The organism is Aeromonas sp. R5-3 (genome assembly GCF_040908225.1).
Taxonomy (GTDB): domain Bacteria; phylum Pseudomonadota; class Gammaproteobacteria; order Enterobacterales; family Aeromonadaceae; genus Aeromonas; species Aeromonas dhakensis.
This window is the reverse complement of sequence record NZ_JBFODH010000024.1, coordinates 87,073-104,267: the sequence shown is the minus strand read 5'-3', so window position 1 is coordinate 104,267 and position 17,195 is coordinate 87,073. Positions and strand designations below refer to the sequence as shown.

Sequence of the window (17,195 nt, the reverse complement as noted above, 5' to 3'; positions counted from 1 at the left end):
CCTGTGTTCCGCTTTTTGTTAAAGCCCCCCGAGATCGCATAAAGTTGTTTGAGCTGGGTTGGATTTCTCTATGAATCATCTAGTTAGTTCACTCAGAGTGGAATAAAACTGGCATCATACAAGACCGCTTTCGACCCTTTTCGGCTAAACTGGCCCAAGGCACATAAATTGCTTGTCACTTGGCATCACTAGCGAGAATCCGTCATGTTCGACAATAAAACCCTATTGATTACCGGCGGCACTGGCTCGTTTGGCAAGATGCTGGTCAAGACAGTGCTGGAACGCTACAAGCCGAAACGGCTGATCATCTACTCCCGCGACGAGCTGAAACAGTTCGAGATGCAGCAGGTCTTCAACGCCCCCTGCATGCGCTATTTCATCGGCGATGTGCGGGACGCCAACCGGCTCACCATGGCGATGCGCGGGGTCGACTATGTGGTGCATGCAGCGGCGCTCAAACAGGTGCCGGCCGCCGAATACAACCCCATGGAGTGCATCAAGACCAATATTCACGGGGCCGAGAACGTCATCCAGGCCGCCCTGCTCAATCAGGTCAAGAAGGTGATCGCCCTCTCCACCGACAAGGCCGCCAACCCCATCAACCTGTATGGCGCCACCAAGCTGGCCTCCGACAAGCTGTTCGTCGCCGCCAACAACATCGCCGGTCAGGATCCAACCCGTTTTGCGGTGGTGCGCTACGGCAACGTAGTGGGATCACGTGGCTCGGTCGTGCCCTTCTTCCAGAAACGGATCGATCAGGGCGCCACCACCCTGCCCATCACCCATGTCGAGATGACCCGCTTCTGGATCACCCTGCAGCAGGGAGTGGACTTCGTGATGAACAACTTCCCGCGCATGAAGGGGGGGGAAATTTTCGTGCCCAAGCTGCCCTCGGTGCGGATCACCGACCTGGCTACCGCCATGGCCCCTCAGCTGGAGCAGGAGATCATCGGCATCCGCCCCGGTGAGAAACTGCATGAAGTGATGTGCCCGTGTGACGACTCCTACCACACCTTCGAGTTCGACGACTTCTTCATCATCGGGCCGACCATCAACTTCAACAACCGCAACAATGACTTCTCCGTCACCGCCTCGGGTGAAAAGGGAACCATGGTGGCCCAGGGATTCGAATACAACTCCCGAGACAACGATGATTTCCTGACGGTTGAGCAGCTGAAAGAGTTGAACAGCAAGGTGGTAATGGAATGATCCCGTACGGCAGACAGTCGATCAGCGAAGCGGATATCGAAGCCGTAGTCGAAGTATTGAGGTCAGATTTTCTGACCCAGGGGCCTGTGGTGCCGCGCTTCGAACAGGTAGTGGCGGATTACTGTGGTGCCCGCTTCGGGGTGGCGGTCAACTCAGGTACGGCCGCCCTGCATATCGCCTGTCTGGCACTGGGTGTCGGCCCGGGTGACTGGGTCTGGACCTCCCCCATCAGCTTTGTCGCCTCGGCCAACTGCGCTCTCTATTGTAGAGCCCAGGTCGATTTCGTCGACATCGAGCCCGATACCGGCAACATGTGTGCCATCGAGCTGGAGCGCAAGCTGATAGCAGCCAAGGCTCAAGGATGTCTGCCCAAGGTGGTCATCCCGGTACACTTCGCGGGCCTGCCCTGCGACATGCAGGAGATCCATCGCTTGGGACAAGAGTACGGCTTTCGGATCATCGAAGATGCCTGCCACGCTCTCGGCGCCCGCTATCACGGCGAACCCACCGGCAACGGCCGCTACAGCGACATCACCGTCTTCAGCTTCCACCCGGTGAAGATCATCACCACCGGCGAGGGTGGCATGGCGATGACCAACGACCCTGCGCTCGCCAAAACCATGCGCATGCTACGCAGCCACGGCATCACCCGCGAGCCGGAAGACTTCATCAATGAGCCGGACGGCCCCTGGTACTACGAGCAGCAAATGCTGGGCTTCAACTACCGCATGACCGATATCCAGGCAGCATTGGGGTTGAGTCAGATGCAGAATCTGGACGATTTTCTGGACAAACGCCGAGCAATTGCCGCCCGCTATCAGGCTGAACTCCCCGAACTAAACATTGAGGTGCTTGCTAATCGAGAGGATCACCTCAGTGCTTGGCACTTGTTTGTCATCAAAATACCGGCAGAAAAAAGAAAAGCTCTATTTGAGCAACTAAGAGCAACGGACATCGGGGTGAATGTGCACTACATGCCGATATTTTTTCAACCGTACCATCAACCGGGGTCCGGAGCCGGTGTGGAATCTTCACGAGATTTTTATCAGACCATCATCAGTATTCCCCTGTATCCCATGCTAGCTGAAGACCTACAGGGGAATGTAATCCAAGCCCTCTCCCTCTGGTTTAATCCATTACAACTGAGAAAACCGACATGAATGAATCCCTGATATCACATGTCCCGCAAGCAAAGACAGCGATGACCATACTTCAATTGCTTCTGAAAATTGCTGAACGTCACAAAAGGGAATACGATAAAAATCAAGTACAGCTGCTTGAAAAATTCATTGATTTTGAGCAGGAGAAATATCCTTATCATGAATTTTTAAACACATGGGACAAACTAACCGCTACACTGTTTTCTGCACCGCACTGGTTTTCACTTTTGATGGATGACATGGATAATGAGCTATCAAAATGCATTCGTCTTTTTTGCAATAAAAAATGGCTTCCAGACCTTTCTGGCCAAGATGATTATTTAGCGTGGAATAATAAAATAGAAAGTGTTGAATATAGAAACCTGAAAGTTATACCTTTACTACGGCAAATGGCAGAAGGAGAATTAACCAATGCCAACGCACTTCTTAGATTACGCCAATTTTACTTATTCAAAGACCTATTAACTGTTTTCTTCATAAATCCAGAATACATACTATTGCATAATGATATATTTTCAATCTGTGCTCAACAGCTCAAGAATTGGAATTTTAGTTATGTTTCAGGCTACCCCTATCAAGGGCTGGAGAAAATAGGTATTGCTGGAGCAAAACCGACTGAGGAACGGCTCCGACGTTATCGGATTGAGACCTATCTATCACCAAGTGATGATATACTTGATATAGGTTCTAACAACGGATTCTTTAGCATGGAAATAGCTAAAAGAACAAAATATGTCGATGCTATAGAGTTTAATCCTTATTTAAACCTAATCGCAGAAAGAGCACGCCAAGAATTGGGGGTGAATAACATTCGCTTTCACCAATTAGACTTTTGTGAATATGAAACAAATAAAGTCTACCAAGCCATTTTCTCTCTTGCCAATCACTGTACGATCGATGGAAATCTATCAATAAACTTTGTGGAATACATAGCAAAATGCTTTAGTTTACTCGATATCGGTGGTTATCTTTTCTTCGAAAGTCATAATGTATTCGGACCAGGAACGGGTAGCGTCGGTGACGATGGTGATATAAACGCTAAATTTGATGTGGTTGAACAATATTTTGAAGTTATAGACTTTTATATGACACGAAAATTTGTTCCATTGATCGATATTGACAAGCTATTCGTCATTTTGAAACGGCGGTCAGCTCATCAGCCAACCGCCCCCAGAACCTTCGATCTCGAACGAGCCAAGCAGGTTTATTACTAGACTGGTTGATCACCAGTACGCCAGTCATGACTCCAACCAGGCTCGCGAATCCGTTGTTCATACAAAACGATGTCTGACGGATTGTCCACTTCGACCCAACCTCCCGAGATGGCAACCGTCGCGATAGGAATGCCCTGAGACAACAACAAGCGCAGCAGGCTTGTCATGTCCAATTCATCAACTTGCTCGGCGGTAAGATTGGATAGAAGCGAGGATACTCGGCGCCAACCCTCGGGGGTAAACTTCAACAAGCCCATGTACTGCCCTTCGATCTCCTCTCGACACTGAACTCGTTCGCCAATAGTAATCAATTGCCCCTGTTGCTGCCGAAAGCTCTCTGCATCAAGCAACGGCTCCTCAAAACGGGCCGACCAAAGCGACCACCATTCCTTGTCATAGCTGATGGATAAGGGCGCATCGGAGGCCATCAAAGTCTGAATGATCAGAGGCCGATATACAATATCACCGTAACAAATGAGAGTCGGAGCCTCTGACAGCACGTCATCGGCGCACATCAAACTACGAACCATATTGGAACTAGCCCAGTGGGGATTCACAATACGACTACCCCCATAACCCTGAAGTGCATCACTGCAGTATCCACAGACCACATGAACATCGTTGATGCCTGCTACAGCCAGAGCCGCCAACTGCCACTCGATCAATGGTCTGCCTGCCAACTTAGCTAACGGTTTAGGTTGGTTCTCGGTCATGGGTCCAAGCCGGGAACCCCGTCCAGCAGCAAGAATAATGGCTTGCATATCACCTCACTGAAAAAGCCACCGGCACAGCTGCCGATCAAATTCATGACCCAATACTTCACGCTCCGGATGCCACATGACCCCTGCCAGTTTCATACTCTGATGGAGAAAAGCCTCACAATATCCCTCCGCATCGATCGCCAAAGTCCGTAAGCCGGTTGGTAGGGGCAAAGAAATCCGGTTGGCATGATAGGAATTGACCTCACGGTATGACTCTTCATTCACGCCATGCCATGATAACTCGCGGCATAAAGAAACTGTGTGCCGGGTTGCCATATGATGTGCTCCACCAGCAACAGCCAGCTCCCCCCCAGAAAACCGCTGTATCAACTGCATTCCCCGGCAAACCCCCAGCACAGGTAAGCGCTGCATTATTGCATATTTCAGCAGGGCAAGCTCACTCTCGTCCCGCAAGGGGTCCGAACCAACATCCTCTCCACCGCTTAAAATGAGCCCCTCAATGTGCTGTGCCTGTGCATAGGCCACACTCTGAGCACCGAGATTAGGTAACAAAACCCAGTTCCATCCCCAGTCCATTTGTTGCAGGAAGCGATACCAATCCCGAGCCAGACCATCACGGGCTTCCTGGTAACCTAGAGCTTGGCATGTCCGTAACGTGATACCTATTCGTTTCATGTGTCTCAGACCAGATTAATTGTCTTGTCCTGACAGTTCAGGACGATACCCCGACAACGCAACAGGCGGCTGAATAACTGCTCGCCACACCCGATAGCCGCCGGGATGCCGAATTCAGCACAGCGAATAGCCATGTGGGAATTCGCTCCTCCGTATTGTGTTACTAGACCAGCAATGCCTCGTGTAAATACCCAGTCATAACCTGGATCCGCATTCTCTATGCAAACAATTCGCCCCTGCAACGCAGTTGTAACTGGCGTATCTTGTTTCAGCAGTATCCCTTCCGCTTCTACACACTTATGCGTAATAAAATTTGGCATGCTACGGTGTAATGGCACCACAAACACATCATCTGATCCCGCAATCAGATGCCCGAGTTTCAACGACATTGCTTGCTGATGCTCATGTCGTGCCTTATTAACCTGATTCAACAAGACACGATCAATATCATCGAACAAAGGGGAAACCAAAGTATCCAGCAACGGAAATATATCCAGGTAAGAAAGATCCTCTCGTGACAAGCCAACCTCACCACCCCAACGAGTCAGCAATGCCAATGCATCCGACAAGTCACGGGTAAAGATCAGCTTGGCATACTCCCGGGCCTGGACCGCCTGGCTGGCATAGACCAGTAAAGCGGTTGCGGTAACGGGCCAGCCCCGTTCATCCAGCAATCGCTGCAGCGCCTCTTCCTCTTCTGCACGTAATTCAAAATGCGGAGTATCGTGGTCCTGCTCGATAAAAACAGATGCTGGCGCAAACAAATCATGACGCTCATCATACCGCAGTGATGTAATGTCATAGGTACCCGGGCGTAAGTGACCAAATCGGGCAAGGAAATCTCCCACGGGGAGCGTACCCTCGCAAACAGCAGCATAGTCAGTGGTGAGTTCAGTCGTCACAGTGTGAAAAGATTGCTTCCAGAGCTGTAATCGTTCAGAGGTAAGAGCTCCTCGGCAACACGCCGAGCGCAACAATGCCTCAGCAATAAAGGCATGTCGAGCTAGGATCGCAAAATTCACCGTGCCACTATCTCGACACTCGAGTAACAAGCGTCTGACGGATGATAAATCGGCCTTCAGCCCATCAACGGCTCCTCGCTGCTGTTGGATATTCGCACGAGCATGGATGTTCGTCATCGCGGAGACTATCGACCCTTCACCATCACTGACTATCGCCCGACACGTCAATACATCAAGAGCCTGTCGATAGACAGTAAAAGCATCTGGAGTCAGACAACCGGGATAGCGAGCCTCGAAAACAGCCTCGAAGTTAAAATCCAGGCAGGTTGGCACCACCTCAAACTCTACTTTGTCATGCCATTCAGGGTGTTCACACAAGCGCTCCAACCAAGCATTCACCAAGCGGTCACAGGTCCCCTTATCAAGGCCAGCTGGCAGGAAGGAGTTAAAACTACTGCGCACATCAATGTAGGGATGATGCCCCAGCATCACCATCAGCATTTGATGACTAGGATCGTGATAGCCCATCTTGGCTCTGGCCTCACGCCATGCCGAATCCGTTACCAATAGGCGATAAAGAGAAGAAGCCAATGGTCGTGGTGTGGTCCCGATGATTTCAGCAGGATTCCAGTCTGGCATGACACCAAGTATCGTATGGTCACCTGATAGATCGCATTGTGGGGCTAGGCGTTGTTCGAGATAGTTGCGTATATGCGTCAGTTGTCGAGCGACTCGCCGTTCAGTGACCGGGTGCCAAGTATTGCAAAGGGTAATGCGTCTAACCTGAAGGATATAGACCTGCTCGACATGACCCATAGCAAACTCAATATCCAACGGAACCGATCCGCACAGAAACTCCAGCTCACGACAGGCGGCCAACACAGCCCGTATCCGACGCGAGCGGATAAGGTTACTATTGGTATCCCGATAAATCAGCACGGTTTTCTGGATTCCGATCCCTCCGGTAATGGTATCAGTCAACCCACTCTCATCGTCATAATTGAAGATATAATAGGGTGCACCATGCTCCAGATCATGAGTCATCACGACGCCGCTCATCTGGATATCTTTCAGCATGGGTTGCACCAGTATCTGGTTATACTCATGCTGATGTTGCCCGAACGAAGTGATGACACGGTCAATCGCCAGCTCCAGAGCCGATTGATCATCTACCGATACATTCAGGCAACTGGCAAATGCCCCCGCCATGGAGTCTTGCTGGCTATCTTCATTCTGTGCGCTACTACGAATGATCACACTGCCGTTATGCTCCATGCCAACAATGGTCGCCAAAATGGCTGCTTTCTGCTTGTGCCACTGAGAGGCGGTGAAATAATACAGTGGCAAAATTTGTGAGCAGGTAACTAGAGGCTTCAACTGAGCTAGCGTTTCGGACTTAGTGCCAAAGATAAAATCCGGAGCAGGCGAATTCATGAGGATCGATCCTTCTTATCAATGGCCAACAGGGCCATGTGCTTGAGCAGGGGATGGATGATGAAATAGGGAGGCGAGTCCGTTTGGTGTGATATCAGGGACCACGGCAATCCAGCCTGCCACTGAGTCAGAACAATCACCAGCAGATCGGCACGAATCATGTTGTCATAGAGGTAATCCACATCAACGCTAGGAGGAGGCAACGGATACTTTTTGCGCGCCAGAATTGGCCCCGTATCGATAAATTCATCCAGCAGCAGAGCACTGGCTGCACAGACGCCCTGTTCAATAACCTGATAATAGAAGGTCGTACTCCCCCGATAATCGGGAAGCCAGCCAGAATGTATATGTAAAAATGGCACACATTGTAATAATTCTTTAGGCACCAGCTGGCCACCATACCCCGAATAAACTACTAAGTCAGGAGTTTGGGCTACAAGTGAAGCAAGTAAGTCAATATCAGAGAGAGACTCGCTTAGACATTCTTGATAAGCCCAACCCAGCTCCTCGAGGCAATTCACTAATTCTAGACATGGGTCAACGCTGACAAGCCCAGGTACAGTTACATTTTGCAACTTACGTGTTGATTGGATACAACTCTTTCTCTTGCCATATACCAAGACGGCATCAGGTACAATACCGACCTGCGCTAATGTCTGCACATACACCGACGAGCGTACCGTGTGGCCACAAAGTAGGACCAAACGTTGCTTATTCACAAGCTTATTTCCTCGTATAATTTAGCCAGAGACTGTTGTTCAAATTTCAATATCCAAGCTAGATGTGAGCCTTGGACACTATCGAGATATGAAATCTGTGAGACCAATGTATCATTAAGTTTAAGAGCACCACTCAGTAAATAAGTAGCAGAATCGCGCTGCCAAGCACGAAGTAAATTTTCTGCCAGCCAAAGATAAGAATCGACAGAAAAATAGTTACTGTCTGGTAACGGAGGGTGTGGCTCTTGATCCTGATAACCAGAATATAGATGTTTACTTACTTCGAACTTCTTCAATAATCTTAGCAACCAATAATCTAGCACTTTCTTGTCTGATTCATGTACAATAGTATTACGTAAAGCTCTGCACATGGCCATCAATAAAGACAATGTATTTCCGGCACTGACAACACCGACATCTTTCAATTGTGGTAGTTTAGGCACAGGTAACTTTTCAATAGCTAACTCTCTGGATATACGCCACGAAGATATGAATTCCTCTCCCATGAAAAGAGTATAATGATACCCTTGAGGTGTTTTTATTAAATCACCTTCAGAATAAGAGTATATCATTTAACCTCCCTCTCACAGAGATTTATGATACTATTCACGTACTCAGGTAACAGCACTTCTTCGAAACTGTTTAAAATAACCAAATCAGGATATTCTGGTGGAAAATATTCAATATCTACTCCAACAACATTACATTGGAGACCACTGAGTGCCGCCTGATAAATACCTTTATTGTCACGTTCCATCAATACAGAAAGAGGAACATCAATGAAAATCTCACGATACTCAGAAAATATATCCCTATTTTCATCACTGATATCTTGGAATATGGAAAGAATACAACACACTACATTTAGACCCTGCGCATCCAGCCAGCGACAAATGGATTGAATACGTTTTGCATTGATTTTTCGTCCTGCAAGGGTATATGCATCATCTACTTTATCATGATTGAATAATGAACGAATTTCATCACCATCAACAAAAACTGTTCCTGGTTTGTTTTTCCTCAAATTTGAATAGAGACATCTTCCTATTGTACTTTTTCCTGCACCGGACATGCCCACCAACCAAATAACCATGTTTACCTCTGCTTTATAAGATGCTCAATATTTTTCAAAGCAACTATAGCCATCTCAGCAGAGAAACCATAGCTGGCGGTAAAGTATTTACGACGCAAGTGCTGACGAACCCTCTTTTGATTATCCCAAATCGTTTCATCTAACAGCATTTCTGGCAGTCTATAACGCGATGAATAATCAAGGTGAACAATGTCACTTCTTAAGTTAACATCAGGCGACCCTGCACCAGTCAATTCATTTTTCTCGGCATCCTGAATATCCAACAATAACAAATTTTTATCTAGATAAATTGCTCCAAAAGGTGTGCCTCCATAGTCACAAACTACAAAATCAGCACACCTAAATAACTTTATATTATCATAAACATCTGTAATCACAGTAGTGAAATGGTATTGTTTAAGTCTCTCCAGAACATCAGGTTCACTTGTAGCCGACAATGGGTGAGTTTTCACAATAACATTATATTTTTCACAAAGTGTGGACATTACGTCTGAATATAATGCTAATGATGACAATTCAAGCCAAGTCGGTAACCACAAAATCGTCTTTTTATCTGGTTCTAGCCCCAGCTCTGCTGAGTATATATTCTTACAATCAAGCTCACGAAAATAATCATCGTAGCGTGGGTAACCCATTTGAAACGTTGCAACTGAGTACAGGTCATTCATTCTATCGGCCTGCCATGGTCCAAAGCAAAGTACTAGATCATAATGTTTGTTCCAATCAGAAAAATTATGTTTTTCCTTTCCTAAGGCATACATGAATCTAACTTGCCTATCGCCGATGGCGTGTATTAGTGGTTTATCACCATAATCAAACATGCTATGGTTAGAGACAACGATGTCATACTTATGGCTATTATCTATTATTGTTTTGCTTTCGTAACATGTATAACCCATACTCTCAATCAAAGATCTGCTTTCAGCTATTTCGCTCACAGTCCCATGTAAAACAGTATCAAATTCATCCCGCCCTAACAGTCGCCATACAGATTTATAGTGATTGCACATCTCTGCAGCATGAACAAGAAAAGCGATTGGTTTAAATTTATTTTCAGGCTTCATTTATGCACTCTCTTAGTATATATTTAGACCTAATTTAAACATACCAAAAATAATGCATGTTCATATCCAGAGAAAAAATATATCATCATTTTTAAAATTTACCTTTTGGCATGTTAATCGCGTCGATAACCCAACCTACAACCATCTCTATATCTATACTGTATGATGCATAATATATCTTTCTCGTATCTGTCGAGCCCGCACTATAGTTAATATAAGTGAGATCAATGTCTAGTGCGTTAGCTATATTAGAAAAGCAAGATAAATCACCAGCTTCATCAGCCATCCAGCATAATGCTTTCGTCCCTGGTGAAGAAAACAATATATTTGTCCATGCTGCACCGGTTGGCCCAACTATTATTTCCGCTTTCGAAATAAAAGCTACTTGATCATCAAAACTAAAATCCTCCATGTAAATTGCTTGGAACCCGAATTTAGATAATGCAGTAAAGAGAGCATCTTGATTATACTTTCTTATGAAGTTTTTCCTTGCTAAGAAAACCCTTTTGTATATAGCCCCCCCCACACACTTAATATTTTTTGATGCTGTCCTCCGTAAATAATATAGGGACTCGCTTCTTACATATGAATTCCTAACATTACTCCATGAAATATTTTTAAGATTTGGAACAAGGTTGTTTGGGGGGGTGATCATCAATAAATCTCCCACCTGATAATATGAAAGACTATCTATATAGATAAAGTCCCGATAAATTCCTGCCTTATCTATAAAAGATTTAACCGCAGAAATTCTTTGGCTAGAGGAAGAAATAATAATTGGGTAATCATCATACTCCTGTGGAAGCTCGTCGACAAATTGCAGTTGACTCAGGATTTCTAACATCCAATGATAGTAATTTGTCTCACTACCGCCACTGATTAAAACACCCTTGTTGAGGTATATCGATTTCTCCGTCCTTATAATAGCTAACTTATCACCGTGATATATTAGTCTCGAGCTACTATAATCCGCATTGTTCACTTCTGCCGTTTTAACACGTTCAATAACAAGGTTATTATCTGGTAGCAATACCGAGCGTGAAACGGAAGATATATATCCATCGGTGAATCTGTAAAGTGCCACTTTAGGAATGATTATTTTTTCAATAGCCTGTGATTTATTAATATAGAATGGTCCTACAGCAACACCTTCTATCTCCTCACGAAAGACATGTATCTGGTTTTCAATTCTAGTGTCCAACCAATCAAAACTGACTAACTTTAGCTTACTTTCTCCACCACTATGTCTCCTTACATAAAAATACTCAAAGAGTATTCTAGATAGTCGACTTTGCCTCTTACAAATAACTGCGCATAAATATATATCAAGCCAGTTTTCTAATCTCCGCTTTAAAGACGTCTTATCAAGACTAATAGAATGAAAGATTTCTATTCTCTCTTCAGGAATTTCCAGTTTTTTTGTAAGCTGCTCATGAATATCAGCATAATAATCACTGGCAATATATATTTTATGAAAAACTAAAGATGGGATCGTCTCGGGACTATATATTTCATGACCAAAGAGTCTAGCGCCATGCTTATTTTTATTATTATCCAAAAAACCAGAAATAATATATTTATCTCTGAACTGCTTATAGAAGTTAACCCCCCCAGACCCAGTCCCGAATATTAGTATATTTTCCTTGTTTTTTTTCTTAAAAAATAACATTTAGAATACTCCATATTGCTATAAACAATTAACTCCTAATGTAACGACTACAACATAGCAATAGATCCAACCCATCCCAGTGCCATTCGAATGCGAGCGCCTGTCCAGGCGCCACCACCCGGTCAATCCGGCAGGTGGGGGCAGTCGGCAGCGCCGCTTCGACCCCGCCCCTGTCACCGCCGACCCAGACGCAAGTCTGCATGTCCCAGGGCTGTGCCAGCAGCTCATTCAGGGTATCGGCCACAAATTCGGCAACTGTACCTCCTCCGACGTGTGCGAGCCGCAGCGTGCTGATCGGAGTCAATAAGGTGACGCCGGGCAAGCTGGTCACCTGCATTGCCCCCTGCTCGGCGGCATTTTGTTGACTGTGGATGAGCCTCTCCATCGCCAGGGCGGGATCGGCGGCAAAGGGGGCAAACAGGGCCTCCAGCAAGCGGCGGCGCAGTCCCTCGTCGGGTTCACCCAGCCAGCAGAGGGTGGTTGGCGAGGCGCAGGCCTGCTGGTTGAAACGGGTGCAGTCCTGTTGCAAGGCTTCCAGCGTCCGTTGCCACTCCTGCGGATCCAGCCCGGCCAGCCAGCGGCTGTCGAGCACCGCCATCGAGCGGCGATCCGGAAACACCACTTCCTGCGCCGTTGGTGCCAGGGGAATGGCCCGCACCTGGCGGATGGTCTCGTCGCCGCCCCAGATGATGCGCAGCCGGCAGCGCGCCGACAGCCAGGCGGTGATGCCCTCGTCGTGCTCATAGCGAATGAAGCGGGTACGGGCGGCGATCGCTTGCCATTCACCGAGGCTGAACAGTTCGCTGAGGATCGCCAGCATGGCCTCCTGCTGCGGATCGCGGCGTGACGACAGCCGCACCACGCAGGGGTTGCCCATCAACAGAGCCATCAACCAGGAGTAGAAAGCCACCGTCGGCACGTTGGAGGGCACCAGGTGAAAGGTGACCCCCAGCGGCCCCCGTCCCTGCAAACGCTGCTGTTCTCTGGCCAGCTGGCGGGGCCGCAGCCAGAAACCGAACGCGGCCAGATCGGGATGACGACGCCCCTCCTGCTGCAGGCGGGCCGACAGCGCCTCCACGAAGTCGCAGATGACGGGGGCAAAGCAGGGCAAGGGCTGCGGGCAGAAGGTTGGCCAGCCCGTCGTCGGGGCCACGAAGCTGACCGCCGGCCCCTCCTGCCAGAGCACTGTGGTCGCCCCAGACAAGGTCATTGGAAGGTGTCGCTGCATCCCCTCACCTCGGCGCCGTGCTGGCGTCCCGCTACGTGAAAATAACGGCCATGGCGGCCACAAGGGCAGTCATCCTCCCCCAGCAGCACGCCGAGATCCTCGCTCAGCAGGCTGTGGCCGGGATAACTGCCGGGAATGGCGGAGAGCACCTGCAGCAGGCCTGGGCTGCCAATCCCGAGCGGCTGATGGGTGAGCGGATCGCGCACCTGTACATCGGCAAACACGGGAGCATGCAGGTGTCCCTGCTCGCACTCGACGAAGATGGAGCCCACCTGCTCCACCATGCCGTAGAAGTTGTGTACCCGGCCCAGCCCCAGCTGGTCACGGCAGCGGGCCTTGAAGGCGGGATTGTCCACCGCCAGGTGCTGCAGCTTCTTCCAGCCGCCGCTGTGAAACAAAATGCCCTGCGTCAGCGGCAGTTGCAGGCCGCGCTCGCGCAGCGGCTCCAGCAGGCATTGCCAGACCATGAAGGTGAAACCGAACAGCAACACCGGCTGGCCGGCATATTTGTCACAGAAGGCCTCGATGACAGGCCAGTTGGGCCGCATCTGCTCGTCGAGGGCATAGGTATGGTCACGGCCGAGGAAAGAGAGTCCCAGCGCGCCCGCGCCGCGCGCCGAAAAGCCGCTGCGGTTCTGGATGAGGGCGGGTTGCTCCACCAGCAGCATGGGCAGGCGCTGCTTGCCGACAAACTCCTGCAGGATCTTCACCAGCACCTTGCTCTGCAGGGCGGCGGTCTCCCTGTCCAGCACGATCCGTGATGGCGAGCCCGTGGTGCCCGACGAGGTGAGCACCTTGAACACCTCGCTCTGCGGCACGCTCTGCCATTGGGCCAGTTTGAACAGCCGGGCCGCCAGGTAGGGCAGCGCATCGTAGTCGGTCGCCGCGGCCGTCCAGCCGAAGGCTTGCAGCACATTGTTATAAGCCGTGCAGTGGGCCTGATGGTGCGCAGTCAACGCGTTGAGCCGCGCCAGCAGCAGCGCCTGTTTGGCGGCCTGGGGCAGGGCGAAGACCGGCGCGCTCAGCAACTGCTCCATCACGCCTCCCCCGCCAGTCTGGCCAGGGCGGCGTAGTCAATCTTGTGATTGGCGGTGCGCGGCAGTTGTGTCACCTGCACCACCTGCACCGCCCGCGGCGGGGCCTGCAGCCACTGCGCCAGCTCGCGCAGCAAGCCGTCGGTCGTCAAGTCATCGCGGGGCTCGACAGCCACCAGCAGGCAGTCGTCACGCCCACCGCAGGCCCCCGTCCAGCCCCAGCGATGGAGCTGGCTCTCGACCTCCGCCAGGCTGACCCGCTTGCCGAACAGCTTGAGAAAACGGCTGAGCCGGCCACAGATGTAGTAGCGGCCCGCCTCATCGCAGCGGGCCAGATCGCCGGTGGCCAGCTCCTGCAGCTGGGCGCCCAGCGCCAGATCTGCGGCCGCACCGGCGTAACCCAGCATGACGTTGTCGCCGCGATAGACCAGCTCCCCCTCCCCGGGCTTGCCCCCCTCCAGCGCGCGCAAGGCGAACTGGCCGCCGGGAATGGCGCGACCGATGGCATCGGGATGGGCGGCCACCTCGGGCGCCGCCAGCCAGGCCATGCGGGCGGTGGCCTCGGTCTGGCCGTACATGACGAAGAAGCGCCGCTCCAGCCGCAGGGCCTGCTCGGCAAACTGCTGCGCCAGCGCGGGTTCGAGACGCCCGCCCGCCTGGGTCAGGGTCTGCAACGAGGGGTAGCGGGCCCAGTCAAAGCGCAGCCGGGCCAGCATCTGATAGGTAAAGGGCACCCCGGCAAAGCTGCTCACGCCGTGCAGATCGACCAGCTGCCAGAAGTCGCGCTCCAGCACGCTCCCTTCATGCTGCACCAGAGAGGCCCCCACCAGCAGATGGCTGTTGAGTACCGACAAGCCATAGGAGTAATACAGCGGCAGGCTGGTGATGGCCCGCTCGGCCGCAGTCAGCGCCAGATAGTCGGCGATGGAGGCGGCGTTGGCCGCCAGATTGCGCCCCGACAGCCGCACCCACTTGGCGCTGCCGGTACTGCCCGAGGTTGGCAGCATTACCGTCAGCGCCGGGTGCAGGGCAGGCGTCGCCGCGGCGAGCCGCTCCAGCTGGCCGACGTCATTGACCCGCCAGCGCACACCAAACTGCCGGCAGCTGGCATCGTGCTGGCTCGCTGGGAGGGCCGGGTCTGCCAACATCACGACATGCCCCAACTTGAGCGCCGCCAGATAATGCAGCAGGTGGGCGGTGCGGGTGAAAAAGGGCAGATAGACCAGGCTGCGCTCGTCCGGATAGCTGGCCGCCAGCCGCGCCACCCGCCGTGCCAGCTCGCCGTAGGAGAGCCAGCCCTCTTGCGGATCGCGCCAGGCCGGCGCCGGGTTGTCTTCCCGCAGGTGGACGAGCAGTGCGTGCGCGTGATCCATCAGACCGCCATGCCTCCATCCACGCCGATGACCTGGCCGGTCACATAGCTTGCCAGGTCGGAAGCGAGAAACAGCGCCACCTTGGCCACCTCGTCCGGGGTGCCGATGCGCCCCATGGCGATGCTGGCGAGCCGCTCGGCAAACTTGTCGTCCGGGATGGCGTGAGCCATCTCGGTGTCGATGAAACCGGGGGCGATGGCATTGACCCGGATCTGGCTGGCAGCCAGCTCCTTGGCCAGCGACTGGGTGATGCCGATCACCGCCGCCTTGCTGCCGGCATAGCTGCAAAGGCCGGCGGCACCGACCCGCCCCATCAGGGAGGCGAGATTGATGATGCTGCCGCCACCGCTGCGCTGCATCAGGCGGGCGGCATACTGGCTGCAATAGACCACGCTGAAGGTGTTGTGGCTGAAGGTCTGCTCCAGCTGGGCCTGATTGACCATGCCGAGCAGCCCCTCTTCCAGCATGCCGGCATTGTTGACCAGCACGTCCAGCATTCTGGTCTGGGCAAACAGCTGCTGAAAGGCCTGCTTGACTGCCTGCGGCTGCGCCACGTCGACATAGAGCGAGTGACAAGGTACGCCGAACTCGGCGCCGAGCTCATCAGCCAGCCGGCTCATGGCCGCCTCGTCACGTCCCGCCAGCCACAGCTCGGCCCCCTGCGCGGCAAACAGCCGGGCAATGGCAAGCCCGATGCCGCGCCTAGCGCCGGTGATCAACACCCGCTTGCCTTGCAGCAGCCCCTGCATCAGAGGGCGACCCCGTACTTGGCGAGGATCTCCCGGGCCTTGGCGACCGAGCTCATGTCGATGATGTCATCGGTATCGAGCAGCACGCCGTAGCAGTCCTCCAGCTGGGCGATCAGGCCCATGTGGGCGACGGAGTCCCACTGGGGAATGCTGTTGTAGGCCAGCTGGTCGCTGACGCTGCCGACGTCGATGCCGAGGGCATCGGCAAAAACCTGTTCCAACGCTGTAGTCATCTGAAAAATCTCCGTAGCCGTTCTCGGGCGGCATAATAGTCGGCGGGCAGCAGTTCGAGGGCGATGAAGTCGCCCTGTTGCCCCTGTTGGCGATAGCCGAGCTGTGCATTGAGGCGCAGGGCGGCGTCGTTGCCGGTGCGCACCAGGGTGCGGATGCAGCCGAGCCCGAAGGTATCGAAGCCCTGATCGAGCTGTGACAGGGCGGCGGCGACGGCCAGCATGGGGTGACGCACGCTGGAGCGGCCCAGATAGAGGCCGGCATCGGCCACCGGCTGCCCCTGCAACGATTGCCGCGTCTCCCCTTTCAGATTGACGTAGCCAGCCCGCAGGCCGCGGCACCAGAGCACCCAGTGCTGCTGGTCAGCCCGTTCAAGGCTGCTGACGAACCACTGCCGTTGCTGGCGGGGGGAGATGAGCGCCTGCTCCACCATCTGCAACCGCACCTCGTCCAGGTTGCGCCAGCGTCGCAGGGTGGGCAGATCCCAAGGCTGGAGCGGGCGTAATTCGACACCATAACTCATGTTCAATACCAATGACGTCCCATCACTTGCCCATGTTATCGACCATCACCGGGCAATTCCGTAGCAAAGCTCAATAATATAAGATGAAAACTCGGTATAATCTCAAAAATAATCAACGAGTTGTCATCAATTATCC

At 51.9% G+C, this 17,195-nt stretch carries 17 protein-coding genes; 3 read left to right on the top strand and 14 right to left on the bottom strand.

The window, feature by feature from the left end; translation table 11 throughout:
• Window positions 1-204 precede the first annotated feature (204 nt).
• From pseB to AB5Y95_RS17245, 3 genes are read left to right on the top strand one after another with little or no spacing between them, the layout of a single operon-like run.
• The gene (pseB, locus tag AB5Y95_RS17255; protein WP_043170578.1) at window positions 205-1,209 is read left to right on the top strand and encodes a UDP-N-acetylglucosamine 4,6-dehydratase (inverting); all 1,005 of its coding nucleotides are present in this window, start codon (window positions 205-207) and stop codon (window positions 1,207-1,209) included.
• Window positions 1,206-2,369 (top strand): UDP-4-amino-4,6-dideoxy-N-acetyl-beta-L-altrosamine transaminase, encoded by a 1,164-nt coding sequence (pseC, locus tag AB5Y95_RS17250; protein WP_368161680.1) that lies wholly within the window; start codon window positions 1,206-1,208, stop codon window positions 2,367-2,369. The genes pseB and pseC overlap by 4 nt, the downstream gene beginning before the upstream one ends.
• On the top strand, window positions 2,366-3,583 hold the full coding sequence (locus AB5Y95_RS17245) for a class I SAM-dependent methyltransferase (protein WP_368161679.1): 1,218 nt from the start codon (window positions 2,366-2,368) through the stop codon (window positions 3,581-3,583). Before pseC ends, AB5Y95_RS17245 begins: the two co-directional genes overlap by 4 nt.
• On the opposite strand, the gene AB5Y95_RS17240 is transcribed toward AB5Y95_RS17245, so the two are convergent.
• The 14 genes from AB5Y95_RS17240 to AB5Y95_RS17175 form a co-directional block, all read right to left on the bottom strand.
• Entirely contained in the window at window positions 3,580-4,344 is a 765-nt protein-coding gene (locus tag AB5Y95_RS17240; RefSeq protein ID WP_368161677.1) for a phosphocholine cytidylyltransferase family protein, read from the bottom strand. The two genes, AB5Y95_RS17245 and AB5Y95_RS17240, sit on opposite strands and share 4 nt — an antisense overlap.
• Before the next feature lie 6 nt (window positions 4,345-4,350).
• Window positions 4,351-4,980 (bottom strand): gamma-glutamyl-gamma-aminobutyrate hydrolase family protein, encoded by a 630-nt coding sequence (locus AB5Y95_RS17235; RefSeq protein WP_368161676.1) that lies wholly within the window; start codon window positions 4,978-4,980, stop codon window positions 4,351-4,353.
• 5 nt (window positions 4,981-4,985) lie between these two features.
• Window positions 4,986-7,376 (bottom strand): PEP-utilizing enzyme, encoded by a 2,391-nt coding sequence (locus tag AB5Y95_RS17230; RefSeq protein ID WP_368161674.1) that lies wholly within the window; start codon window positions 7,374-7,376, stop codon window positions 4,986-4,988.
• Window positions 7,373-8,095, bottom strand: coding sequence for a formyltransferase family protein (locus AB5Y95_RS17225; protein WP_368161673.1), 723 nt, complete (start codon window positions 8,093-8,095; stop codon window positions 7,373-7,375). The genes AB5Y95_RS17230 and AB5Y95_RS17225 overlap by 4 nt, the downstream gene beginning before the upstream one ends.
• On the bottom strand, window positions 8,092-8,667 hold the full coding sequence (locus tag AB5Y95_RS17220) for a hypothetical protein (protein WP_368161671.1): 576 nt from the start codon (window positions 8,665-8,667) through the stop codon (window positions 8,092-8,094). Before AB5Y95_RS17220 ends, AB5Y95_RS17225 begins: the two co-directional genes overlap by 4 nt.
• Window positions 8,664-9,188, bottom strand: coding sequence for an adenylyl-sulfate kinase (locus tag AB5Y95_RS17215; protein ID WP_368161669.1), 525 nt, complete (start codon window positions 9,186-9,188; stop codon window positions 8,664-8,666). The genes AB5Y95_RS17220 and AB5Y95_RS17215 overlap by 4 nt, the downstream gene beginning before the upstream one ends.
• Before the next feature lie 2 nt (window positions 9,189-9,190).
• The gene (locus AB5Y95_RS17210) at window positions 9,191-10,252 is read right to left on the bottom strand and encodes a CDP-glycerol glycerophosphotransferase family protein (RefSeq protein ID WP_368161668.1); all 1,062 of its coding nucleotides are present in this window, start codon (window positions 10,250-10,252) and stop codon (window positions 9,191-9,193) included.
• 91 nt (window positions 10,253-10,343) lie between these two features.
• Window positions 10,344-11,921 carry a glycosyltransferase family 61 protein gene (locus AB5Y95_RS17205; RefSeq protein ID WP_368161667.1) on the bottom strand — a complete coding sequence of 526 codons (1,578 nt, stop codon included), beginning with the start codon at window positions 11,919-11,921 and terminating at the stop codon, window positions 10,344-10,346.
• A gap of 28 nt (window positions 11,922-11,949) precedes the next feature.
• On the bottom strand, window positions 11,950-13,131 hold the full coding sequence (locus AB5Y95_RS17200; RefSeq protein WP_368161666.1) for an acyl-CoA reductase: 1,182 nt from the start codon (window positions 13,129-13,131) through the stop codon (window positions 11,950-11,952).
• Complete coding sequence (locus AB5Y95_RS17195) at window positions 13,128-14,186, bottom strand: acyl-protein synthetase (RefSeq protein WP_368161665.1); 1,059 nt, start codon at window positions 14,184-14,186, stop codon at window positions 13,128-13,130. Before AB5Y95_RS17195 ends, AB5Y95_RS17200 begins: the two co-directional genes overlap by 4 nt.
• Complete coding sequence (locus AB5Y95_RS17190) at window positions 14,186-15,556, bottom strand: AMP-binding protein (RefSeq protein ID WP_368161664.1); 1,371 nt, start codon at window positions 15,554-15,556, stop codon at window positions 14,186-14,188. The genes AB5Y95_RS17195 and AB5Y95_RS17190 overlap by 1 nt, the downstream gene beginning before the upstream one ends.
• Window positions 15,556-16,305 (bottom strand): SDR family NAD(P)-dependent oxidoreductase, encoded by a 750-nt coding sequence (locus tag AB5Y95_RS17185; protein ID WP_368161663.1) that lies wholly within the window; start codon window positions 16,303-16,305, stop codon window positions 15,556-15,558. Before AB5Y95_RS17185 ends, AB5Y95_RS17190 begins: the two co-directional genes overlap by 1 nt.
• The gene (locus AB5Y95_RS17180) at window positions 16,305-16,538 is read right to left on the bottom strand and encodes an acyl carrier protein (protein WP_005306726.1); all 234 of its coding nucleotides are present in this window, start codon (window positions 16,536-16,538) and stop codon (window positions 16,305-16,307) included. Before AB5Y95_RS17180 ends, AB5Y95_RS17185 begins: the two co-directional genes overlap by 1 nt.
• A complete protein-coding gene (locus tag AB5Y95_RS17175; RefSeq protein ID WP_117405386.1) occupies window positions 16,535-17,071 on the bottom strand; it encodes a GNAT family N-acetyltransferase in 537 nt (178 codons plus the stop codon). The genes AB5Y95_RS17180 and AB5Y95_RS17175 overlap by 4 nt, the downstream gene beginning before the upstream one ends.
• Window positions 17,072-17,195 lie beyond the last annotated feature (124 nt).